At 57.8% G+C, this 22,914-nt stretch carries 23 protein-coding genes; 8 read left to right on the top strand and 15 right to left on the bottom strand.

The annotated features are described in order from the left end of the window. Positions 1 to 7 precede the first annotated feature (7 nt). Together ACZ5FP_RS05980 and ACZ5FP_RS05975 are read right to left on the bottom strand one after the other, a co-directional pair. Positions 8 to 709: a polysaccharide deacetylase family protein gene (locus ACZ5FP_RS05980; RefSeq protein ID WP_464662741.1), complete on the bottom strand. Its 702-nt coding sequence runs from the start codon at positions 707 to 709 to the stop codon at positions 8 to 10. A 193-nt stretch (positions 710 to 902) separates the two neighbouring features. Further along, positions 903 to 1,808 (bottom strand): LysR family transcriptional regulator, encoded by a 906-nt coding sequence (locus tag ACZ5FP_RS05975; RefSeq protein WP_464662740.1) that lies wholly within the window; start codon positions 1,806 to 1,808, stop codon positions 903 to 905. A gap of 114 nt (positions 1,809 to 1,922) precedes the next feature. Here ACZ5FP_RS05975 and ACZ5FP_RS05970 point away from each other — a divergent pair, with 114 nt between their 5' ends. Beyond that, a complete protein-coding gene (locus tag ACZ5FP_RS05970; protein ID WP_464662739.1) occupies positions 1,923 to 2,540 on the top strand; it encodes an FMN-dependent NADH-azoreductase in 618 nt (205 codons plus the stop codon). Between the two features lie 107 nt (positions 2,541 to 2,647). Here the strand turns inward: ACZ5FP_RS05970 and ACZ5FP_RS05965 are convergent, their stop codons facing one another. Together ACZ5FP_RS05965 and galE are read right to left on the bottom strand one after the other, a co-directional pair. Further along, the gene (locus tag ACZ5FP_RS05965; RefSeq protein WP_464662738.1) at positions 2,648 to 2,833 is read right to left on the bottom strand and encodes a hypothetical protein; all 186 of its coding nucleotides are present in this window, start codon (positions 2,831 to 2,833) and stop codon (positions 2,648 to 2,650) included. Positions 2,834 to 3,012: 179 nt separating this feature from the next. Further along, the gene (gene galE / locus ACZ5FP_RS05960) at positions 3,013 to 4,005 is read right to left on the bottom strand and encodes a UDP-glucose 4-epimerase GalE (protein ID WP_464662737.1); all 993 of its coding nucleotides are present in this window, start codon (positions 4,003 to 4,005) and stop codon (positions 3,013 to 3,015) included. Between the two features lie 304 nt (positions 4,006 to 4,309). On the opposite strand from galE, the gene hemA reads away from it, so the two are divergent. Continuing rightward, positions 4,310 to 5,587: a 5-aminolevulinate synthase gene (gene hemA / locus ACZ5FP_RS05955; RefSeq protein WP_464662736.1), complete on the top strand. Its 1,278-nt coding sequence runs from the start codon at positions 4,310 to 4,312 to the stop codon at positions 5,585 to 5,587. 53 nt (positions 5,588 to 5,640) lie between these two features. On the opposite strand, the gene ACZ5FP_RS05950 is transcribed toward hemA, so the two are convergent. From ACZ5FP_RS05950 to mscL, 3 genes are all read right to left on the bottom strand, one after another. Then, the gene (locus ACZ5FP_RS05950; RefSeq protein ID WP_464662735.1) at positions 5,641 to 6,693 is read right to left on the bottom strand and encodes an AbrB family transcriptional regulator; all 1,053 of its coding nucleotides are present in this window, start codon (positions 6,691 to 6,693) and stop codon (positions 5,641 to 5,643) included. After that, positions 6,690 to 7,856: a pyridoxal phosphate-dependent aminotransferase gene (locus ACZ5FP_RS05945; protein WP_464662734.1), complete on the bottom strand. Its 1,167-nt coding sequence runs from the start codon at positions 7,854 to 7,856 to the stop codon at positions 6,690 to 6,692. The genes ACZ5FP_RS05950 and ACZ5FP_RS05945 overlap by 4 nt, the downstream gene beginning before the upstream one ends. Before the next feature lie 186 nt (positions 7,857 to 8,042). Continuing rightward, on the bottom strand, positions 8,043 to 8,456 hold the full coding sequence (mscL, locus tag ACZ5FP_RS05940; protein WP_464662733.1) for a large conductance mechanosensitive channel protein MscL: 414 nt from the start codon (positions 8,454 to 8,456) through the stop codon (positions 8,043 to 8,045). A gap of 223 nt (positions 8,457 to 8,679) precedes the next feature. Here mscL and ACZ5FP_RS05935 point away from each other — a divergent pair, with 223 nt between their 5' ends. Further along, the gene (locus ACZ5FP_RS05935) at positions 8,680 to 12,162 is read left to right on the top strand and encodes a hybrid sensor histidine kinase/response regulator (protein WP_464662732.1); all 3,483 of its coding nucleotides are present in this window, start codon (positions 8,680 to 8,682) and stop codon (positions 12,160 to 12,162) included. A 13-nt stretch (positions 12,163 to 12,175) separates the two neighbouring features. Here the strand turns inward: ACZ5FP_RS05935 and ACZ5FP_RS05930 are convergent, their stop codons facing one another. Next, the gene (locus ACZ5FP_RS05930; RefSeq protein WP_464662730.1) at positions 12,176 to 12,847 is read right to left on the bottom strand and encodes a response regulator; all 672 of its coding nucleotides are present in this window, start codon (positions 12,845 to 12,847) and stop codon (positions 12,176 to 12,178) included. 228 nt (positions 12,848 to 13,075) lie between these two features. Between ACZ5FP_RS05930 and pip the strand changes: the two genes are divergently transcribed. Beyond that, a complete protein-coding gene (gene pip, locus ACZ5FP_RS05925; RefSeq protein WP_223611852.1) occupies positions 13,076 to 14,026 on the top strand; it encodes a prolyl aminopeptidase in 951 nt (316 codons plus the stop codon). 43 nt (positions 14,027 to 14,069) lie between these two features. Here the strand turns inward: pip and ACZ5FP_RS05920 are convergent, their stop codons facing one another. Both ACZ5FP_RS05920 and ACZ5FP_RS05915 read right to left on the bottom strand, forming a co-directional pair. Next, positions 14,070 to 14,513 carry a VOC family protein gene (locus ACZ5FP_RS05920; RefSeq protein ID WP_223611854.1) on the bottom strand — a complete coding sequence of 148 codons (444 nt, stop codon included), beginning with the start codon at positions 14,511 to 14,513 and terminating at the stop codon, positions 14,070 to 14,072. Between the two features lie 143 nt (positions 14,514 to 14,656). Continuing rightward, complete coding sequence (locus ACZ5FP_RS05915) at positions 14,657 to 15,109, bottom strand: hypothetical protein (protein WP_464662728.1); 453 nt, start codon at positions 15,107 to 15,109, stop codon at positions 14,657 to 14,659. A 132-nt stretch (positions 15,110 to 15,241) separates the two neighbouring features. Here ACZ5FP_RS05915 and ACZ5FP_RS05910 point away from each other — a divergent pair, with 132 nt between their 5' ends. The 3 genes from ACZ5FP_RS05910 (at position 15,242) to ACZ5FP_RS05900 (ending at position 17,838) form a co-directional block, all read left to right on the top strand. Beyond that, positions 15,242 to 15,589, top strand: a complete 348-nt coding sequence (locus ACZ5FP_RS05910; RefSeq protein WP_464662726.1) for a DUF952 domain-containing protein — start codon at positions 15,242 to 15,244, stop codon at positions 15,587 to 15,589. Beyond that, positions 15,586 to 16,683 carry a quinone-dependent dihydroorotate dehydrogenase gene (locus tag ACZ5FP_RS05905; protein WP_464662724.1) on the top strand — a complete coding sequence of 366 codons (1,098 nt, stop codon included), beginning with the start codon at positions 15,586 to 15,588 and terminating at the stop codon, positions 16,681 to 16,683. The genes ACZ5FP_RS05910 and ACZ5FP_RS05905 overlap by 4 nt, the downstream gene beginning before the upstream one ends. A 78-nt stretch (positions 16,684 to 16,761) precedes the next feature. After that, on the top strand, positions 16,762 to 17,838 hold the full coding sequence (locus ACZ5FP_RS05900; protein WP_464662722.1) for a D-alanine--D-alanine ligase family protein: 1,077 nt from the start codon (positions 16,762 to 16,764) through the stop codon (positions 17,836 to 17,838). 5 nt (positions 17,839 to 17,843) lie between these two features. On the opposite strand, the gene ACZ5FP_RS05895 is transcribed toward ACZ5FP_RS05900, so the two are convergent. The 5 genes from ACZ5FP_RS05895 to ACZ5FP_RS05875 form a co-directional block, all read right to left on the bottom strand. Then, positions 17,844 to 19,199: an MATE family efflux transporter gene (locus tag ACZ5FP_RS05895; RefSeq protein ID WP_464662721.1), complete on the bottom strand. Its 1,356-nt coding sequence runs from the start codon at positions 19,197 to 19,199 to the stop codon at positions 17,844 to 17,846. Positions 19,200 to 19,293: 94 nt separating this feature from the next. Further along, on the bottom strand, positions 19,294 to 19,791 hold the full coding sequence (locus tag ACZ5FP_RS05890; protein WP_464662719.1) for a CAP domain-containing protein: 498 nt from the start codon (positions 19,789 to 19,791) through the stop codon (positions 19,294 to 19,296). A gap of 76 nt (positions 19,792 to 19,867) precedes the next feature. After that, on the bottom strand, positions 19,868 to 20,134 hold the full coding sequence (locus tag ACZ5FP_RS05885) for a DUF6460 domain-containing protein (RefSeq protein WP_464662717.1): 267 nt from the start codon (positions 20,132 to 20,134) through the stop codon (positions 19,868 to 19,870). Positions 20,135 to 20,299: 165 nt separating this feature from the next. Beyond that, positions 20,300 to 20,551, bottom strand: coding sequence for a DUF982 domain-containing protein (locus ACZ5FP_RS05880; RefSeq protein ID WP_223611866.1), 252 nt, complete (start codon positions 20,549 to 20,551; stop codon positions 20,300 to 20,302). A gap of 169 nt (positions 20,552 to 20,720) precedes the next feature. Further along, entirely contained in the window at positions 20,721 to 21,464 is a 744-nt protein-coding gene (locus ACZ5FP_RS05875) for a hypothetical protein (protein ID WP_464662715.1), read from the bottom strand. Between the two features lie 49 nt (positions 21,465 to 21,513). On the opposite strand from ACZ5FP_RS05875, the gene ACZ5FP_RS05870 reads away from it, so the two are divergent. Continuing rightward, entirely contained in the window at positions 21,514 to 22,821 is a 1,308-nt protein-coding gene (locus tag ACZ5FP_RS05870) for a glycosyltransferase (RefSeq protein WP_464662713.1), read from the top strand. Positions 22,822 to 22,914: the final 93 nt, after the last annotated feature.

Here is a 22,914-nt window from a genome sequence, read left to right as displayed (position 1 = left end):
CCCATCATCAACCGGTGACGGATTTGCGCAGGACGTTCAGCCAGCCATCGGTTCGGCGAACGATCTTGCGGGGCAGGAGCAGCATGTCATGCTGCGGTGTCGCCCGGCCGCGCTGGGTGGTGGTCGCCGTGGTATATCCCGCCTCCTCAACGATTTGCCTGACCTCTCCGGAAAAATCGCCATAGGGATAGCAAAAGGCATCCACCGTGCTGCCCAGCATGTCTTCGAGTTCGTGGCGCACATCGGCAATCTGACGCCGCGCCTCGTCCGGGCTGACCTCGGTCAAGTGCACATGATCAAGCGTGTGCGCACCGACTTCATGCCCCAACGCCGCCCATTCCAGCATTTCCGCGCGGGACATGCAGGGGGAATGGGGAACACCGACGTCGGCATCCCATATGTTGGAGCCGCCGATCTGCCGGCTGACAAAATAATTCGTGGCGGTAAAGCCCAGTGCATCCAGCACCGGCAGCGCATGCGTCATGACGTTGCGGAATCCGTCGTCAAAGGTGATACCCACCACTTTGCCGGTCTTTTGGCCCGCCAGGTAGGGCTGCAAATCCCGCATCGACAATCCGGCATATCCCATGCGTTTGAGCCATTTCATCTGGCGATGGAAATTGGCCGGATCGACGGTCAGATAGCGGAACGGACTGCCGCGCCCTGCCGGTTTGTCGATCTGATGGTACATCAGGATGGGTATGGGCATTTTATGCGAACTCAAATGAAAGTGGACCGGGTTGAAATTTCAGACATGACATATGACGGTATCCATCGAATATAGGAGAAACAGCTGCAGCGCCAATTCTAGCTCCGGCGAACATGCTTGTCGCGCGATCTGTATGTTACGTTTTCAACATGACGGCTGGGTTGCCGCGGGCAAGATTCGGCCTATAGATCACTCAATAGGCGCATGCGGCCATTTCCCGCGCGAATCGCTCGACCCACCATTTTGCAGCGGGTCCAAGCGGATGGTCGGCCATGTGGAGGGCAAAGAGCGAATAGTGGCTCTCCGGATAGGGTTCAAGGTCGAGTTTCACCAACCGGCCTTCGGCAACGTCGTCCTTTATCATCCACTTGGGCAAGCCGCCCCAGCCCAATCCGGCGACCATCAGCTCGTGCTTGATCCCCACATCGGTCAGCCGCCACGTCCGGTAGGCGAAAACGCCAAAGTTCCGGCCCTTGGTCTGTTCTGAGAGGTCAGTCACCACAAGCTGGACGTGATCGCGGATGAAGGAGAGCGGCACTGGCCCCTTGTACAGGGCCAGGGGGTGATCCGGCGCGGCAGCGGGTGTCATGGTCATTTCGCCAACCCGGATCGTCGTGAGATCATCGCTGGTCTGAACCGGCGGCCCGCCAATGCCGATATCCGCCTGCCGCTTCTGTACGAGATCCCATACCATGCCGAGCGCCCCGACATGCAGCCGCAGGCTCACAGTCGGGAATTGTTCCTGGAAGGCCTTCAGCACGGATATGAGCACCGGCGACGGCACGGACACATCGACGACAATCGCTATTTCCGCCTCCAGCCCCGCCTTGAGACCCTCGGCACGCGCCCGCAGTCCCTGCAGCGCCGATGCCATTCGCCGGGCGTCCTCCAGCATGGCGACACCCGCCTCCGTCAGACGCGGTTCGCGGGTTCCGCCGCGGAAAAACAGCTGCAGCTCCAGCTGCGATTCCAGATTGGCGATCGTATAGCTGATAACCGACTGAGACCGGTTGAGATGGCGCGCAGCCGCGGAAAAACTGCCGGTATCGGCAACCGCAAGGAAGACCTGGAGCTGATCGAGAGTCGGATTTGGCTGCATGATCTATCTAATCCATAGATGGGTTTGATAGATATTTTCCCAGTTTTCTAAATGGATGTCGAGCACCAAATTACGGACATCAATTCATTGTCCTTTTTGGAAGGTACCAAAACCATGTCGTCCATACTTCTCATTACCTCGAGCCCACGCGGCGCGGCTTCCCACTCGACACAGGTCGCCACGGAGTTTGCGCGTAAGCTGCAGCGGGCAACACCGGGCAGCACGATCGTCACACGCGACCTTGCCAGCCGCCCGCTGCCGCACATCAATGCCGACTACACGGCCGGCATTTACACCCCCGTGGAGGCACGCACCGCCGAACAGCAGCGGGTTGTCTCGGTTTCGGATCAGGCCGTCGACGAACTCTTTGCCGCCGACAGCATCGTCATCTCGACGGGATTCATCAATTTCAGCATTTCTTCGACGCTGAAATCATGGATCGACCATATCGCCCGCGCCGGCAAAACCTTCAGCTACGGTGAAGATGGTCCCAAAGGTCTTGTCACGGGCAAGAAGGTCTATCTGGTGATCGCATCCGGCGGAATTTACTCCGCTGGCCCGGCATCCGCATTGGATCACGCGACACCTTACCTCAAATCCGTGCTGGGCTTCCTCGGCATGACCGACGTCGAAGTCATTCGCATCGAAGGCGTCGGCATGGGACCGGAAGCCGAAGCCAAGGCAATCGCCACGGCTCAGGAACAGACCAGTCATCTGGCTCTGGCTGCCTGACGCAGCGGGCTCACGGGAGGTGGATTCGCGTCCACCTCTTTGATCCATTTTGTCAGTGATGCTGATTTTAATCGAGGGACGCCCATATATACCCGTTGGGGGGCTGTCTATTTTGCCTGCTTGTATTCGGCTTCGTCCAGGCGGCGGAGCTGGTCGAGCAGGCTCTCCGGCACGGTATCATCAACCTTGTAGATACCGGCGGCGCGTATAGCGGTCCGGTAGGACGACTGGGAAATTTGTCGTCGCATAATCCTGGATAGCTGTTTTTCGTTGGTCCGGTTGGCGCCGCCCATCGCATTACTCCAACTCTACTTCGTGGTCTTCAAGGTCCTGAACTAAACACCTTCCCAGCGAAGAAGGTTCCCCTTTTCTAGGATGACGCATGTTAAAACAATGTGTCGCTCCGCCGCATGGCCGATTCAACGACCGAAAGTACGGCATCCCGCGCAGCGGCGCTGCGCAAACAGGACAGTCAGCGCCCTGAATTGCGGCTGGCAAGACCCTTTTCCCACGCCAGCGCCGTTTCGACGATCACATCAAGATTGTCAAAACCGGGTTCCCAGCCCAGGTCCTTTCGCGCCCGTGCGCTATTGGCCACAACGGATGCGGCATCGCCCGCCCGCCGGTCCGTCAGGCGCGCGTCAATCGGCCTCCCGTGAACGCGCTCGACGCTTTCAATCACGTCGCGCACCGAATATCCCCGGCCATAGCCGCAATTCGCAACAATGCTGCTGGCCCCGGTGCGAAGCCGGTCCAATGCCAGCCGATGGGCGGCGACGAGGTCGCTGACGTGAATATAGTCACGCACGCAGGTGCCATCCGGCGTCGGAAAGTCGTGACCGTAAATTTCCATGTAAGGCCGTTTTCCCAATGCCGTTTCACAGGCAACCTTGATCAGATGAGTTGCTCCACGTGTCGACTGGCCGGAGCGGCCCTTCGGATCGGCCCCGGCCACATTGAAATAGCGCAGCGCCGTATACCGGAAATCATGCGCCGCCGCCGTGTCGCGCAGCATCCATTCCGTCATCAGCTTGGAAACGCCGTAGGGCGATTGCGGCAGCAGCGGCGTCTCTTCGGTAACGGGCTCCAGCCCCCCATCGCCGTACACAGCAGCCGTTGACGAAAAGATGAAGTTCTTCACGTTGGATTTGACCACCGCTTCAATCAAGGTGCGGGATTTCGAGGTATTGTTTTCGTAGTAGGCCAGCGGATCCCGAACGGAATCGGGCACCACGACGGAACCGGCGAAATGGATAACCGCGTCGACATAATTGCGTTCGATCGTATCGCGCACGAGATGCTGGTCGGCAATGTCGCCAATGATGAGCTTGGCCTCCGCAGGGACCGCCCAATCAAACCCGGTGGAGAGGCGATCGATGACCACGACGGATTCACCGGAATCGAGCAATTCCCAGACCATGTGACTGCCGATATAGCCCGCACCCCCGGTTATGAGTACTGTCATCTGCCATCCCCCCTGAACCACGCCAACAGCTCTATTGCGGTATCTTGCCGCATTTTGGCGGGTCTGCAAAGCGTTGAAGATGCATCATAAAAATAACGTGGCGAAAGAATCGCAGACCATCCAGCCTCGGGAGCGCGCAGAACGGGTTTCCGGCGTTGCCCATATCGCCGGCGCTCTTTCGACGTTATAGTGCCGGAGCCCGCTGGCAGACTCGCCATTTGCCAAGCGTGGCAAATTGCCCACCTTCCCGTCATGGATTTTAGCCCGCAAAAAAGCTACTAAGTCCAGGATACAGGAGCAGTTCATGGACTATCGTCGGTTTTTCGAAGACGCGATCGACCAATTGCACGCTGAAAAGCGCTATCGGGTCTTTGCCAATCTGGAACGGATCGTGGGGAGATTTCCGCGCGCGCTTTGGCGTACTGCCGATTCCACACGTGAAATCACCGTATGGTGCTCGAACGATTATCTGGGAATGGGCCAGCATCCCTCGGTTATCGCGGCCATGCACGATGCGTCGAGCCGCATGGGCTCCGGTGCCGGCGGCACCCGTAATATCTCCGGCAACAATCATCCGCTCGTCGAGCTGGAAAACGAACTGGCCGATCTTCACAACAAGGAAGCCGGTCTGGTTTTTACCTCGGGCTTCGTGTCGAACGAGGCATCGATATCGACGATTGCGCGGCTTCTGCCCAATTGCCTGATCCTCTCCGACGAGTTGAACCATGCCTCGATGATCGAAGGCGTGCGCCGCTCCGGCGCCGAAAAGAAGATTTTCCGCCACAACGATGTGGCGCATCTCGAAGATCTGCTGAAGGCGGCCGGCAAGGAACGCGCCAAGCTGATCGTGTTCGAATCGGTGTACTCCATGGACGGCGATATCGCCCCCATCGCGGCCATTGCCGATCTGGCCGAGAAGTACAATGCCATGACCTATATCGACGAGGTTCATGCGGTTGGCATGTACGGCAATCGCGGTGGCGGCATCACCGATCAGGAAGGCCTCTCGGACCGCATCGATATCATCGAAGGAACCCTGGCCAAGGCTTTCGGCACGTTGGGCGGCTATATAACCGGCCCCAAGACCGTGATCGATGCCGTTCGCTCCTACGCGCCCGGCTTCATCTTCACCACCGCCCTTCCCCCCGTGATCGCGGCAGCGGCTACCCAATCGATCCGCCACCTGAAAGTTTCGCAGGAAGAGCGCAGATTGCATCAGCAGCAATCGCAGCTGACCAAGGATGTCCTGGCCGCCGCCAACCTGCCGGTCATGCAGTCGCAGACCCATATTGTCCCGATCCATGTCGGCGACCCGGAACTGTGCAAGATGGCGAGCGACCGGCTGCTTCAGGTGCACGGCATCTATATCCAGCCGATCAATTACCCCACCGTCCCGCGCGGCACCGAGCGCCTGCGTGTCACGCCGACGCCCTTCCACTCCGATGAACTGGTGCTCGAACTGAAGGACGCGCTGGTCGAGGTCTGGACGGCGCTTGGCATTCCCTTCGCCAAGGACAGCGCTCCGTCGGTCAAGACGGGCGAACGCATCGTGACGCTCGCCGTTTCCAAGGCCGGCGGCTGAAGCCACGCTTTCCTGAAATCGTATAAGCCCGCTATTTCAATGAAATGGCGGGCTTATTTGTTGGCATCGGTATCGTTCAGCCAGCGCGCCAGAAACGGCACGGCAAAGGCGATCATCAGAAATCGCGCCACGTGGTGGGACGCCACATAGGACGGATCGACGCCCAGAGAAAAGGCAATCACTGTCAGCGCTTCCAGCGCCCCCGGCGCAAAGGCCAGGGCGATCTGTGCGGGATGGATATCCAGGACGTACCAAACCGCCAGGGCTGCCAGAAAAGAGGCGGCCGTTCCGAGAACAAAGGCGCAAAGGGCAGCCGGCAGATAGCGAACGAGCTGGGTACGATGCTCCGCACCCACCCTCGACCCGATCAGCACGCCCAGAATGATCAACCCGATATCCGCGATCGAGCGCGGGACCACCGCTGTCACGACCGATGCGGCGTGCAATGCCGCGCTTGCCAGCAAGGCACCGAGCATCATGCCGCCGGGGACGCGCGTGTACTGGCCGAGAAGCGCGCCGGCAAGGCCGCAGACAAACAGAATGAGCGCTTCCTGGACCGTCCAGCGATCGTTCATCTCCACCACGACATGCGGCGCATTTTTGGCAATGACGGCAAGCAGCGGGGCAAGAAAGCCGATGAGAAGCAACAGGCGGATACACTGAACGACCGTGATCTTGACCATGTTGGCCTGCGTTCCCATGGCGGCTACCAGCACGAAGGAAAGCGCTCCCGGCAACGATGAAAACAGCGCAGTGGGCCCATCCCAGCCGAAGCCCTTGCGCAGCATGAGATAGGTCAGTCCGGTCACCGCGATAAGCGCCACGAAGAGCATGAAAAAACTGACGGGCCACAGCACCATCTGATTGACGGTATCGGCGGAAACGCCGGACCCGGCCTGGATACCCAGCATGAAGAAGACAAAGGCACGCAGCCAGTCGGGCAGATGAATACGGACACCGGAAAGGGATGCAGCCGTGACCGCAAGTGTCGACCCGAGCAGGAACGGGATAGGCAAACCGGCAAAACCGGCGCTGAAGGCGCCGGCTGAAGCGATGAGGAGCGAAAGAATGGTGGCCTGGGTATTATTCAGATGTAAGCGATTCAACGTTTCCTGATCCAGTCTGCGAGGCGATCGGCAGCCTCCTCGACCTGATCTATACGCCGGGCAAAACACAGTCGCAGGAAGGCTGCGCCACCATCGCCAAAAGCCGTTCCGGGCGCAAGGCCAACCTTTGCCTCATCGACGATATCAAAGGCTGCGCGATAGGAGTCGGAAACGCCCTCGATGCCAAACAGCAGGTAGAAGGCGCCGGCCGGCGGCGACATGCGCACCCTGCCCGTTGCTGCGAGTTTGGCGCAAAGAATATCGCGCGCCTTGCGCGCGCGCTCCACCTGCATCCGGATAAATTCGTCCCCATGATCGAGGGCGGCGACAGCACCGCGCTGCATGAACTGCGCAACACCCGAATTGGAATACTGGATCAGGTTCTCCACGGTTTTGCCGAGGGCGGGATGCACGGTCATCCAGCCGACACGCCAGCCGGTCATTGCCCAGTTCTTGGAAAAACTGTTGACGAAAATAATCCGGTCATCGGGATCCATGACATCGAAAAATGAGGGGGACCGGCGCGCACCGTAATAGAAATGCGTGTAGATCTCGTCGGCAACGATCCACAGACCGTGCTGGCGGGCGATCTGCAATATCTCGCGCAAGGTCTCGATATCAGCGGTCCACCCGGATGGGTTGGATGGAGAGTTGATGAACAGTGCCTTCGTCCTGGGAGTGATCGCGTCGCGGATTTTTTGCGGATCAAGCGTCCAGCCATTGCCGGTGAAATCCTGCGTTACCGGAACCGGCGTTGCACCCGCTATGCCGGCGGCAGCGGCAAAATTCGGCCACGCCGGCGACACGTAGACGACCTCGTCTCCAGCCCCGGCCGTAGCCTGGATGGCCAATTGTATCGAATGCATCCCGGAACCCGTGACATAAAAATGATCGACGGGCAGATCCACATTGAAATGGCGCTTGTGATAATCGGCCAGTGCTTGCCGCAATTCCGGAATGCCTGCCTGCCAGGTGTAAAAGGTCTCGCCATTGGCCAGGCCGGCATTTGCCGCATCCCTGATGAAATCTGGCGTAGGCAGATCGCCCTCACCCGCCCAGAGCGGAATGACGCCGTCCTGGCGCCTGCCATGGTTCATCACCGCAACAATGCCGCTCTCCGGCGCGACCGCAGCTTCATGGCGCAAATGTTCAATCAGACCCATACATATCTCCAGTGCCAAACGCACATCCCGTTCAAAGGCAGACCTAACGCAACGAAGCGCAACAATCACGCGGATATTTGTGATGTTCCCATCACCGATGCTGATGATCTGCTGACGTCATCCTGACAATCAGGCAAACAAAAACCCCGGCACCAGGCCGGGGTGTCTGAACCAATGCGGAAAGTCCTAGCGCTTGGCCAGGAGATCGCGAATATCGGTCAGCAGGGCTTCTTCCTTGGTCGGTGCAGCCGGGGCTTCAGGGGCCGCAGCTTCCTTTTTCTTGAGCCGGTTCATGGCTTTCACCACCATGAAAAGAACCCAGGCAATGATCAGGAAGTTGATCAGCAGGGTGATGAAGTTGCCGTAAGCAAGTGTTGCACCGGCTGTGCGTGCGGCGGCCAACGTCGCAGCGGGCGCACCTGCCAATTGGATAAACATATTGGAGAAGTCGACACCACCGGTGAGAAGCCCGATGATTGGCATCAAGATGTCGTTCACGATCGAATCAACAAGTTTGCCGAAAGCACCGCCGATGATCACACCAATGGCGAGATCGACCATGTTTCCCTTCAAGGCAAATTCTTTGAATTCCTTTAGCATGATATACCACTCTCCAGTATTCCGTGTTAATTGGAAGCTGTCAGTCCCCAGTGATGCAAGTTGCACCACAGATTGACAGTAACAGATGTTCCTAATTTATTAATATAAAGTTTTATTTTCCGAACGAGCAACCCTGGTTATTCAAGTGTTTTCGACAGGCAGGTTTTAAAATTAATTCATTTTGATGAACACGTTCATCGCAATTTATGGAAGGTTGAAGCCCATGACGGGCTGGACTGTAGCGCTTGTCGCGATTTTATATCTCATTGCACAGTATGTGCGGGTCAAAACCATCGGTCGGCGCAATCGCCTTGATCAGAAGGGCGACCGGCCGTTCATCTATGCGCTCAGTCTTGCATCGGGCGGCAGCAGCTGGCTGTTTTATGGTGGCCTTGGATATGCCGCCGAAAGCGGCATTGAATTTGCCGGGCTGTTCATCGGAATAGCTCTGGCTTTTACCCTGGGCTTTCAGTTCTTCCATCGTGTGATCAAACTTGCGCAATCGCAGGGCATTGCCTCCATCGCCGACCTGATTGGCGCCCGCTATGGCAAGAGTTTCTCGGTGACGGCGTTTGTCACGATCATCGTCACGGTTGGCGGCGTTCCCTACCTCGCCCTGCAGCTCACCGCAGTCCATTATCTCTTCGAGGTATTCGCCGGCACGTTTACCCCGCATAGTGCGGACAGGGCCCACGAACCCCATTGGCTGCTCTGGGGCCTCCTGTGCGTCATCGCCCTGTTCGTCATCCACAACAGCGAAAAATCGCCTCAAACCATGGATCGCGATGAAAGCATGGTGCGCACGCTGGCCAGCGATTCCGCTTTGAAGATGATTGCCTTCATAGCGGTGGGCATAGCCGCGACGACATTTCTTTTCGGCACACCGGGCGAATTGCTCAGCCACCTCGCTGGCAGCAATACTGCCATCCCCGCACTGCAGGCACACATCTCGTTGGCGAATGTTGTCGCGCTCGCGCTGATCGGCGCATCGACAACCCTGCTTCTACCCAGTCAATTCTACCTCACGGTCGTGGAAAACAGGAGCAGACGGGAATTGTCGGCCGCGCGATGGCTGGTTCCGGCATGCCTGTTGATTGCCGGTCTTCTTGTTTTGCCCCTTGCGGCAATTGGCAACTGGATCCTGCCGTCCGGTGTCTCTCCCGATTTTTATTTTCTTTCACTCCCTCTGCGGGCGCATCAAAACTGGCTGGGCATTCTGGCTTTCGCTGGTGGTCTCTCGGCTGCAGCCACCATGCTGGTACTGCCTACCATTGTGCTGTCCATCATGATTTCCAACGACCTCATTTTGCCGACCCTGTTGAACTGGCCAAGGCGGGCGACATCGGCCGGCAAGGACGATTACACGGCAATCATTCCAAAAATCCGGCGTTACTCCATCATTGCCATTCTGCTTGCCGCCTATGCCTATCAGTTCACAATAAAGGATTACGTTGACTTTGCGGAGCTCTCGCTCATTTCCGCGGTGAGCCTGATGCAGATGCTGCCACCCTTTCTCGGCGGTTTTGGCTGGCGCAGGGCAACAGCACGCGGCGCACGGTGGGGTATGGCTGCAGGCACTGCCGTGTGGCTTTACACCATGCTTCTCCCCACCTGGCTTGATGAATCCTGCTCCCTTGTCACCAGCGGACCCTATGGCATCGGTCTGTTGCGCCCGCATCATCTCGGGGGATTGGACGCAAGTCCCGTGGTGAACGGGCTGCTGTGGAGCCTGACCGCTAACCTGGCTTTGTTCATCCTTGGCTCCCTGTCGAAAAGCGCAACGCCGCTGGAGCGCATCCAAGCCAATATTTTCATCCCCGAAACGGAAGAAGCGGCTCTTTCCAGCAGGAATCATCATGCCAACGTGACTGTCGATCAGTTGAAGGACACCATATCCCGTTACATCGGCGCTGAACAAACCCGCCTTGCGTTCAACGCCTTTCATGACCAGGAGGGAATTGCCCTGGAAGGCGCGGCCGATTTCAAAACGATGCATTTCTCCGAACAGCTGCTTTCCAGTATCGTCGGCTCGCCGTCCGCCAGGCTGATCCTGTCCCTTGCCATGGGTCCCTCCGGAGCGGCGCAGAAGCAGACGCAGATACTGCTTGATCACGCGACAGAAGCCCTGGTGCAAAACCGCGACCTGCTGCAAACGGCGCTAGACCGGGTGGATCAGGGGATCGGCGTTTTCGACCGGCAGTTCCGGCTCATGTACTGGAACCGGCCGTTTCCGCTCATGCTCGATCTTCCCGATCGCCTGCAGCGCATGGGCACACCGTTCGACGCAATTGTTTCCTTTCTCCTTGTGCAGAGAAACGCTGCTGCAAACGGCGGCGATGTCGCTTTGCCCGAGCTGGAAGCACTGCCCGCGCGCTGGCGCATCGCCCTTGGCAATTCGGGCCGGATCATCGACATTCTTGCCAATGCCATACCGGACGGTGGCATGGTGGCAACCTTTACCGACGTCACCCAGACTGTCGAAACAGACAGAATATTGCGGCAAAGCAATGAGCGCCTTGATGCGCGGGTGCGCGAACGCACGAAAGCGCTCACCCTTGCCAATCAGGAACTGGCCAAGGCACGGCGCCGCGCCGAGGACGCCAATATCAGCAAGACACGTTTTCTGGCCGATGCGGGGCATGATATTCTGCAGCCCCTCAACGCAGCCCGTCTCTATGCCTCGGCACTGACGGAACAGCTTGCCAAGCCGCAGCTGAAGGATCTTGCGACCAACCTCAATTCATCCCTTGAGGCGGTCGAGTCGATCTTCAACGCCTTGCTGGATATTTCACGGCTTGATGCCGGTGCCCTCAGGCCTGAGATATCGACCATTCCATTGAACACCATCCTCTTGCAGGTCTTTCGCGATTTTCTGCCGGTGGCGCAGGAAAGGGCGCTGGAGTTCAAACTGGTTGAAAGCTCGGTTGTCGTTGCAACCGACCCTCATCTTCTGCGGCGGCTTCTCCAGAACCTTGTTTCGAACGCCATCAAATATTGCAAATCGGGCAAGATACTCATGGGCGTTCGCCGTCGCGGCGATATGATCGAGGTTCAAGTCTTCGATACGGGTATAGGCATAGCCAAAACCGAACTGAGCATCATTTTCCGCGAATTCTCCCGGCTCTCCCGCGGCATGAGGGAATCGGCTGGGCTTGGGCTTGGGCTATCGATTGTCGAGCGCATCGCCGCACTGCTGGGGATGTCCATCGGCGTATCTTCCCGCGTTGGCAAAGGCTCGGTGTTCTCCGTCAGAATGCCGGTATGCTCCGATGCTGTGCTGCCGGTCATCAAAAATCCAGCGGCTTCGGAGCCCAATCGCGCGCTGGATGGCCTCAGGATTCTCTGCATCGATGACGACGAACGTTCTCTTGCCGGAATGAAGGAGCTGCTGCAGACGTGGGGCTGCGCAGTGGAGGTCTTGACCAATGGCAAGAGCTTGGAGGCGCTATGCCAGAACCTTGGCGAACCGCCGGATATGATCCTTGCCGATTACAATCTCGAAGATGAGAACGGAATTGACCTCATCGGGTATTTGCGCGGCCAGTACGGGTGTCCCATACAAGCCGCCCTGGTCACCGCAGACCGGTCGAGCCAATTGCGCGACCGGGCTGCCGCCGCAGCTATCCCATTGATCAACAAGCCCGTGCGGCCCGCTGTCCTGCGATCGCTGCTATCCCATCTTCAAAACACCCCTGCGGACGCCTGAATGATCGCCCGCGCTAATGAAACTCCACCGTTCTGGCGTTCAGGGGCGCGGGGGTGCTGTTGAAACGGGACAAGCAAATGACCGCTTGTGTCCGGCTTTCAACACCAAGCTTGTAGAGAACCGCAGAGACGTGCGCCTTGATCGTGGCTTCCGACACATTGAGTTCATGCGCAATCTGCTTGTTGAGCATACCGTCGGCCATCATGCCGAGAACCCGCCCTTGCTGCGGGGTAAGACGGCGCAAGCGGCCGACCAGTTCGAACAGTTCCTGATCCAGTTGTCCCCCGCCCTGACCGGTCAGCGGTGACCATATCTCGCCATCGAGTATTCTGCCGACGGCATCGGCAATCTCGTCAAGGGTTGAGGATTTGGAAATAAAGCCCGAGGCGCCGAGCGCCAGCGCAGTACGGATGGTAACCGCATCATCGGTTGCCGAAACAATCGCTATCGGCACACTCGGATGCAGCGAACGCAAAGCAATCAAGCCAGTCAGACCGCCGACGCCGCCCAAGGCAAGATCGAGCAGCACAAGATCAACGTCGGCTGCATCGAGGATGTGCCTTTTAGCACTCTCCAGATCGCTGATCTCGATAATATCCGCGTCGCCTGCCTGCAGCATAAGTGCAGCTTTCAACGCACCCCGGAAAAGCGGATGATCGTCCACAATGACAAACTTAAATCTCATGCCTGAAAAGTCTCCGTTTTGAAATTGCAACATCTGAAAATCTAATCGTTTTAATAATAGCGACTAAAGCGCATTTTCCTGATATATCAAGACAAATCTATTGCGCGGGTAAGTTCAAAACCAATGCGGACTGTTCGTAGATGTCTGCTAAACACATGAATTGACTTGGCAAAACATCAATCCCGCGCAATCATAGACCTATTTCGCCACTTTTCGAAAGAAAGATGTATGATAACGAATACACTTTACCCCGAGACCCAGCCCTATGCCGAGCAGATGCTCGCCGTGTCTGATCTGCACAGCATTCACGTGGAGGAATGCGGCAATCCCCAGGGCAAACCGGTCATCATGATCCATGGCGGCCCTGGCGGCGGGATCAACCCCGCCATGCGCCGGCTGCACGATCCTGAACTCTACCGCATCATTCTTTTCGACCAGCGCGGCTGTGGAAAATCAACGCCTTATGCTGAACTGCGCGAGAACACCACTTGGGATCTAGTGGCGGACATGGAGCGTATCCGCAACCATTTCGGCATCGATAAATGGCAGGTTTTCGGCGGCTCGTGGGGGTCGACACTGGCTCTTGCCTATGCGCAGACCCACCCCGCCCATGTCAGCGAGCTGATCCTGCGCGGCATCTTCATGATCCGCCGTTTCGAAATCGAATGGTTCTATTCCAACGGTGCGAGCATCATCTATCCCGACCGCTTCGAAGCCTATCAGGAGCATATTCCGGAGGCAGAACGCGGCGACATGATCGCGGCCTATTACAAGCGCCTTACCGACGAGGACCCGGCCGTGCGCCTGGCCGCCGCCAAATTGTGGGCACGCTGGGAAGGTTCCGCGCTTTCCCTTCTGCCGGATCCGGCGCGGGAAGAGGCTTTTGCCGGCGATCATTTCGCCATCGCGTTTGCACGCATCGAATGCCATTATTTCCAGAACAGGGGCTTCTTCGAAACGGATGACCACCTCCTGCGCAATGCCCATCTGATCCGTGAAATTCCCGGCGTTCTCGTGCACGGCCGCTATGACATGTGCACCCCGCTCCTGAACGCCTGGCATCTGAAAAAGGTCTGGCCGGAAGCCGACCTTCGCATTGTCGAAGATGCCGGGCATTCCGTCACGGAACCGGGCATTGTGCATGAACTGATTGCTGCAACCAAAAGATTTGCAGCCTGACAGCAACGCGGGCAACCGGTTGTTTCGGCGGCCGGTTGCCTGATCATGCCGCCAGATGCTTGCGGCGTGACTTGACCACCCACAAATGGCCAAAGGGATCGGTCAGCACACCGACGCGGTCACCATTGTCCAGTTCCTCGACGGCATTGCGCACATGGCCGCCTTCCGCCGTGGCGTGGTGCATGACACGGTCGACGTCGTCGACATGGATATCGAGCATGACTGGCGTCGCGCCAATCGCGTGGACAGAACGCGGCCCGCCCAGCGATGCATCCGCATCGCGTTTGGGGTTGGCGCCGACAATCATGATCACCGACGCGCCCATCCGCATTTCCGCGGCAATCAACGCGCCATTGTGCAGATACGGGCGCCCGACCACCCGCGCGCCGAATACATTTTCATAAAAATCCATGGCCATTTGCTGGTCGCCGTGGCGCACAAAAAGCCGGATGGAAATTTCACCGATCAGTCTTGGCCCCTCGTTCATCCTGTCCCTCCAGCGTCCATTAGCGAGGGACTAAAGTCGTATAAAAACGCGAACAAATCAAGAACAAAATGATCTTTGGAGCAAAGGTTTTGGCGTTTTCCGTGGAAAACATGCCTTGACAGATCGCCCAGATTTTACCCGTTTCAGGTTTTCTGCGGCTGGGCCTGCTGCGGCTTGGCGCCGCTGTTATCGTTCTGGAATTCCTTGGCTATCCCCATGAAACGGCGCATGAATTTCTCCATGTAATTCATGCCCTTCTCGAACTCTTCATCGGAAGGAAGCGCATCGCGGACAACCGGCGGAATCTTGCCCATGCTGGCGACCGTGTCTTCCAGCTTGGCAACACGGGTCTTCAGATCCGCCACATCTTCCTCGTAGGCCCTGCGTTCATCCGCCGCGAGTTTGCAGATCAGTTGCCCGGACTTTTCCTGGCAGATGGACATCTCTCCGGTCCTGTTGTTCATCCTGATGTAACCGGTATCGGTTTTTTCCAGGGAATAATTCGTGGTTTCCTCCGCCATCGCGCCGCTCGAGGCTGCGATTGCGAGGAACGGAACAGCCGCAGCAGCGGCCAGCAGTGTTCGTGTGCGTGACATGACAGACCTCCGAAATGCTGAACCTCAAGCTTGAAAGGATAATACGCCGAAAATAGGAATGAGCGCCGAGATTTCTGTTACCGGCAGCAGTCTACCCTTTGCGTATTGCGGTTTTGCGTCTAGTAAATCCGCATGAGCAAACTGATTTACAAGATTGCCCCACGGGCACTGTGGCAGGCGGCGGAAGCCGCAGGCGTGTTTGATGGCGCGCCGATCGACCATGCCGACGGCTATATCCACTTCTCCACCGCTGTACAGGCGGTGGAAACGGCGAGCAAACACTTTGCCGGACAGGATGACCTGCTGCTGGTCGCCGTCGAGACCGACCGGTTGGGTGATGCCCTGAAATACGAGGTTTCCCGCGGCGGCGACCTCTTCCCGCACCTCTACGCGTCTTTGCCGATGGCGGCCGTCCTGTGGGTCAAACCGCTGCCGCTTGACATCGATGGCAAGCACCAGTTTCCGGAGATGAATGCATGAGCGGACTGTTTCAGTCGCTGGGCCGCAAGGTCCTGTTTTCCTTCGACCCGGAAGACGCCCATGGCATGTCGATCAAGGCATTGAGGACCGGGCTGGTGCCGGGATGCACATTGCCGGACAGCCCTGCCCTGCAGCTTACCGTTGCCGGGCTGAAATTTCCCAACCCTCTCGGCATGGCCGCCGGTTACGACAAGAACGCGGAAGTGCCGGACGCCCTGTTGAAGCTCGGTTTCGGCTTTGCCGAGATCGGGACCCTCACGCCGCTGGCGCAATCCGGCAATCCAAAGCCACGCATTTTCCGCCTTGTCGACGACAATGCCGTGATCAATCGCCTTGGCTTCAACAATGAAGGCCACGAAGCCGCGTTCCAGCGGCTGTCATCGCGCAAGAATCGTCCGGGAATTGTCGGGGTCAACATCGGAGCCAACAAGGATTCAACCGATCGCGTGGCTGACTACGTCGCCGGCATCCGGAAGTTCCATACGCTCGCAGCCTACTTCACCGCCAACATCTCGTCGCCCAACACGCCGGGCCTGCGGGATTTGCAGGCCCGTGACAGCCTCAAGGAATTGCTCGGCAAGGTGCTGGAAGCCCGCGATGCGGTTGCAGCGCAATCCGGTGTCCGGCGCCCGGTCTTTCTGAAGATCGCGCCGGATCTGCCTGAAGCCAGCCTCGACGATATTGCTGCCGAAATCGCGCTGCATCCGCTGGACGGCCTGATCATCTCCAACACCACCCTGTCACGCACGGGTTTGCGTAGCCCGCAGCACACGGCCGAGACCGGTGGCCTGTCAGGTGCGCCGATCTTCAATCGCTCCACGATTGTTCTGGCAAAGATGCGCCAGCGCGTTGGCCCCGCTTTGCCGATCATCGGTGTCGGCGGCATCGACAGCGCCAGGACGGCAATCGCCAAGATTCGCGCGGGTGCCGATCTCGTCCAGCTCTATACCAGCATGATCTACCATGGCCCTGGGCTCGCTGCTGAAATCCTCAAGGAGATGTCCGCCACGCTCAAGCGCGAAGGCATCAGCAATATCAGCGCATTGCGGGATCGTGACCTTGCGGATTGGGCGGCGAAAGACATTCCCGCCTGACGGCAGAGCGTAATTTTGCCACTGTTCCGCAATCCAACGGATGACGGCGATAAACTCCAGCAAAATGGAAACACAGTGATGACACGCAAGAGACGGGTGGCAGTTCTATTTGGCGGCCGTTCGGCCGAACATGAGGTTTCCCTGCTTTCCGCCGGCAATGTCGTCAAGGCAATCGATACGTCAAGATACGAGGTGGTGCCCATCGCCATCACCCGCACCGGTCAATGGCTGCTTGTCGCGCTTGAAGATGGCGGCCTGCCAAAGGCTGTTCCGGCAACCGGACCTGAAATCAGCCTGCTGCCCGGCGGCAAAGGCCGGCTTCTCGTTATTCCGGCAAACGGCGCACCGCATGAAATACCGCCGGTCGATGTGGTCTTCCCCGTGCTGCACGGCCTCTTCGGTGAAGACGGTTCGGTGCAAGGCTTGGCCGAAGTTGCCGATGTGGCCTATGTCGGCTGCGGCATTCTCGGTTCCGCAACGGCGATGGACAAGGACATTGCCAAGCGCCTGCTCAAGCAGGCCGGCCTGCCCGTCGCCAAGGGCGTGACACTCCAGTTTGGCGAAACCGCCGGGTTTGACGACATCACGCACGAGCTTGGCACACCGGTCTTCGTCAAACCCGCCCGGCAGGGCTCGTCCGTCGGCGTTGGCAAGGCTGCCACAGCCGAGGCTTTCGAGGCCGCGGTCAAGGAGGCATTCCGGCACGACCGCAAGGTCATTGTCGAGGAGTTTGTCCAGGCCCGCGAGATCGAGTTTGGCGTTCTCGAACGGAGCGACGGTTCATTGACCGTTTCGGTTCCCGGCGAGATCGCTCCAGCCGCCAGCCACGGCTTTTATACCTATGAAGCCAAGTATATCGATGCCGATGGCGCGGCCTTGTCCATTCCGGCCAACCTTCCCGCACCTGTCCGGGAACAGCTGCAGGACATGGCAGGCCGGGCCTTTCGGGCCCTCGGCTGTGAAGGCATGGCACGGGTCGATTTCTTCCTGCGGCCGGACATGAGCGCCGTCGTGAACGAGGTCAACACCATACCGGGTTTCACCAATATCAGCATGTACCCGAAGACACTGGGCGCGAGCGGCATTCCCTATCCCGAACTGGTGGACCGGCTGATCCAGCACGCGCTGGATCGCGCTGATCGCCAGCGCTCCTGAACGATCTAGCTGGCGAACTGCAGCCGCGCCCGCCGTGGCAGGATCGCCAGCAGCGACAGACCACGCAGCCCGAGGAACAGGTGAAGCGCCAGCCAGAGCCCGTGATTGCCCATGAACTGCGGCAGAATGAAATAGGCGGCGAAGTACCCGGCAAGTGACAGCAGCATCATGTTGCGCATGTCGCGTGACCAGGTGGCCCCGATGAATACGCCGTCCATATGGAAGGCCAGCAGCCCGGTAACGGGCGCGAGGGCCGCCCACGGCATGTAGAGTGCGGCCATGGCCTGCACATCCGCAGATTTGATCAGAACCGCCACGATGGCATTGCCGTAGATGAGGAAGAACAGCGCCATCAGCGAAGCAAGGACCAGCCCCCACAGGAATGAAAGCTTGATGCCGCGATCAAAGGCCGGGCGATAATGGGCGCCGACGGCACGGCCGGAAATCTGCTCGGCTGCCGTCGTCACGCCATCAATGAGATAGCCCGAGATCAGCAGAAAATTCATCAGCACGGCGTTGGTTGCCAAGGTCACGGCACCGGCCTCGGTACCAGCGCGGGTGAAATAGGCATAGGCGATCAGCAGGAAGAACGAGCGCAGCATGATATCGCGGTTGACTGCAAACATCCGCCGGATGGCCGGCATATCAAGGATACGCGCAAGCGACGGATTGGGAACGGCCCGAAACTGCCAGTAGACCATGGTCAAGCCGACAACCAGCGCGACGCTTTCGCCAAGCACGGTTCCCCAGGCAATGCCCGCCACGCCCCAGCCCATGACCAGACCGAGCCAGCAGGTCATGACCACGTTGACGCCGTTGAGCAGGAATTGCAGGTAGAGGCCCTGCATCGCCTTGCCCTGCCCGAGCAGCAGACCGAGAACGACAAAGTTTCCAAGCGCCATCGGCGACGAAAACAGCCGGATCGACACATAGGTGGACATGGCGTCGGCGACCGCCTGATCCGGGTTCATGAAGCGAACCGTTGCAGTCAGCACCAGCGGCGTTACGGCAATAAAGACAAAGCCGACAAGCACGGCTATGCCGATGGCCCGCCAGAACACCGCTTGCTGCTCCACATTGTCATGACGGCCCATCGCCTGCGCCACCAGCCCGGTTGTTCCGGCGCGCAGGAAATTCATGGTCGAGAAGAGAAAATCGAAAACCAGAGCCCCGATCGCCAGCCCGCCGAGCAGATGCGGATCGCCGAGCTGGCCAATCACAGCCGTATCGACGAGACCGAGCAAGGGCGTCGTCAACGATGCCAGCATCACGGGAATCGTGATCGACAGCATCAGACGGTTCGTCACCTCGAACGGGCGAACGATTTTTGATCCATCAGGATGGGACACTTGCGTTGACATGGGACACCGGGAAAGACGCCAGAGGGGCTATCGATATCCTATGCCATTGCGCGCGGCGCTTTTCCAGAACTATCGGCCAATCCCGGCCGATCGTTCAGCTGGCAAGGACCAGCGCCCAATACCGCTGGCTGCTGCCGCTGGCAGCTTCCGAATAGGCAAGACCGAACCGGGTGAACTTCTGATCCAGCATATTGCGGCGATGCGGCGGCGAGGCCATCCACATGGCAAAGAGCCGGCCGAGTTCCATGCGGCCGACGGCGATATTCTCGGCGGCAATACCGTGGATCTCGTTGTTCCGCACACGGCTGGCAAAATCACGCCCCCAGCCGGTCGTATGGGACATCCGGCCGGCGCTGGCCATGTAACCCGCCTGCTGCAATGCGGCGCCTTCCAGCGAAGAATCGGCGGTCAGGCCGACCAATCCATTGGAAGAGCGTATATTCTGCACAAGCGATGTCGCTGACGCCGATACACCGGCACTTTTCCCCGGCGTACGTGTCACTGTCTGGCAGGCGGCCAGCGGCAACAGCGCCGAGACGGCGGCGAACCCAAGCACGCTGCGGCGTGACAAATGAAATCTATGGTCGGGCATAAGCAATTCCTGAATGAGACGCACTGCCGATATCCAGCAATTGTGGCTCATTCAGGCCAAGGCGATATTTTTGCGCTTAACGCCGGTAGCTCAGCAGCCGCAAAATGATGAAGCACGGCACAACCACGATCGCGCCCAACAGGAAGTAACCGGCGAAACGCTCGATGGCACCAAAACCGAGGTTCCAGATGCGGCGGGCAAAATTCTCGAAGCCATACAGAATATCGAGCGGCGACCAGTTGAACGCGTTCATGATCACGCCGACAAAAAGCGATACGAGAATGAGCTTGAGCAGAACACGGCCCGGCGTGTCTCCCAGAAAACGGTTCATCTTGTCCGACATTGATACTCCGATAGCGGCGGCGGCAATTGCAGCGATGGTGTTCACATATGGCCATATGCGGCCCGGTTCAAGCAATTGCACAGCGATAGCGGATTCGCCAAGCGTTGCAGACCAAATATATCCGGGATAAGGCTGGCGGAAGCCGGCAAGACGGTCAGATTGGTTTCAATGCCGATCCTGCACGAAAATATCGACGGTTTTTGCCGCCGCAATGAAGGCTTTTCGGGCTTCGCCGACCGTTCTTTCGCCATTCAGGGCATCGTGGCATATTTGTTGTGCGGCGAGATAACTCGGTCCGTGCCGGGCCGGCCAATCCTCCGACAGAAATTCAGCGGCTTCTTTTACCGAGGCTATACTTCGGTATTTGCCTATCTGCCTGGTCTCTACGGTCACAGATTCAAATGTCAGTTTACGCATGATGTGAGACGCCCAAGAAACAGCCATGTCCCCTCAAGCTTTCATTATATTGGCATTCGATAGTGAGTACAACTCTTCCGGCCGGGCATACCGCCAAGCAGGTTATGCCTGACAGGCCATTGCCGTGCGACGAGTGCCCTCGATCACAGTGCGTCTGAAGATGATCGCGTTACTTGCCGCATTCTTCGAACAACTTGGAAACAACTGGCAAAAAGTGATCTTCATAGGTCAAGCAGGAGTGATAAATACCCGCCGCAACCCTTTCACGTCCGATTTCCTCCCACTCGGGATTTTTCGGTGTGTGCCAATCGGTGACTTGAGAAATCAGCACTTCCCTGTCCATTGCTGCGGGATACTGTTTCAAAATAGAGCGCGCCTCATCAACCAGTGGAAGATAACGCGCCACCGCCGCCAATTTTCGCGTGCGGGCTTCCCCATCCAAAACCAGTTCACAGACACGACCGCCTTTTGCTCCAGCTGTCGCGGCGGAAAAGAGGAGTTCGGCCGGTTTGCCGCGCGCGGACAATCGCTTTTGCAGGATCGCGCCCATGGCCGATGCCAGGTCGTGGATTGGATTGTATCCATCACGTGCATCCGCAACTATTCTGTAAGAATGATGCTCTCCAATATCAGCCTCAATTGACGCGATCACCCCCGCGAAAAACCCGTGATCATGACGTGCCAGCGCTTCGTACCAAAGCCTGTCCGAAATATCGCCAAATATCGCGCCCGCAGCGGATCCGGTCTTTTCGATGATTTCCCGGGAATAATGCGTTCGGGACTGTTCCTTGCTTCCGGACCCGTCTGTCAGAAAGAAAACAAGGGGCTTGTTCAATTCCACCCAATGGTGAATGCGCAGCTCATGCCCAGGATGCGCCAAAAGAAGAATACTTAGTGTTTGTTTATTCTGCATTGGTGAAATAGACCATAGCTGCGCAACAAAAGCATCGGGGAAATATAAAGTGCGTGTTCTTATTACAAATTTTGTTTTTGGAATGCGGTCCGGATCCGAAAGTGTCGTTGAACTGCTGGCTGACGCACTTCGAGGTGCCGGCCACCAGGTGATGATTTTTGCCCCGACATTGGTCGGCGACACCAACTGGATGATACAGAAGGGACATCTGATCTATCATGCGATAGATCAGATACCCTATCGGCCTGATGTCATTCATGCCCACCATGTGTCCCCATGCTTTATTGCCATGGCACGTTTTCCCGACGTGCCGGTCGTCTACACGTGCCACAGTTCCGTGTTCGAGATCGAAGCGCCTTTGCTGCACCCGCAGATCAAGCACTATGTCGCCGTAGACGCAGCGTGCAGAGACAAATGCTTGTCCAGAGGCATCCCGGCCAATCGCCTGACCACGATAGAAAACGCCGTTGATTCAGCGCGTTTTATCGCAAGGCCCCCTCTTCCGGACCGCCCCCGGAAGGCGCTCCTGCTTACCAAGGCCAGCGGTCATGCTGAATTGGTGCGGCGCGCGTGTGCCGCAGAGACCATGACCCTTGACGAGCTTGGCCCTGGAACAGGCAAGTTTTCCGATGCGCTTGAGAAGGAATTGCTCCAATATGATCTGGTCTTTGCAACGGCGCGCATGGCGCTGGAAGCGGCCTTTGTCGGATGTGCGGTTGTTGTATGTGACGGTCGCGGCTTTGCTGGACTTCTCACGACCCGCAATGTCGCGGCCTGGCGGAAGAATAATTTTGGTGTGCGGTTGCTCGCCCGGCCGACAACTGTCGGGCTGTTGCAGGAAGCGATCCAGCACTACGACGCCAAGGATGCGGCAGATGTAGCCGATTATCTGCGTGAGCATTCGCCGGCGGACAAATATGTCTCCCAATACGAAAAGCTCTACCGTTCGGCCATCAAGGCAGGATCACCCGGCCTGCCTGCACTCGGTCTTGCCAATGGCCTTTGGGCGCAGGAACTCGTTGCAACCGCGGAAAAAAGAACCTGGTTTCGTATCGCCTCTGAAATGCATTGGATGCCGGAAACAGACACTCTCAGGCAAATGCTGGATCAATCAAAATCAGAGATCCTTGCCGAACTGCATTCGGTAACAGAGCGTCATCTGCCCAATTCCCATTCCATGGAAACGCTCGCTCAAACATTGACCACGAAAATCGATAAACTCGATCGTGAAATTTCAACGTCAACGAATATCCTGATGAGTTTGAAGGCCATGTATCAAGCGCTTATACCATCTCCACTCAGGCGCGTTGGTGCAGTGTTGCGGGCGCGCTCAAAGCGGCAAAACAAATCGCCGTAGTCGAAAATATCCGGCGCGAGGACCACCTCAATTACAAAAGCCCCCGCGTCCGGAGATACGGGGGCTTTGGAATATCGCACCAATCCTGTCGAT

This window comes from Phyllobacterium sp. T2-21, assembly GCF_055378485.1.
Note: the sequence above shows the minus strand (reverse complement) of the source record. Positions and strands in the feature narration are given on the sequence as shown.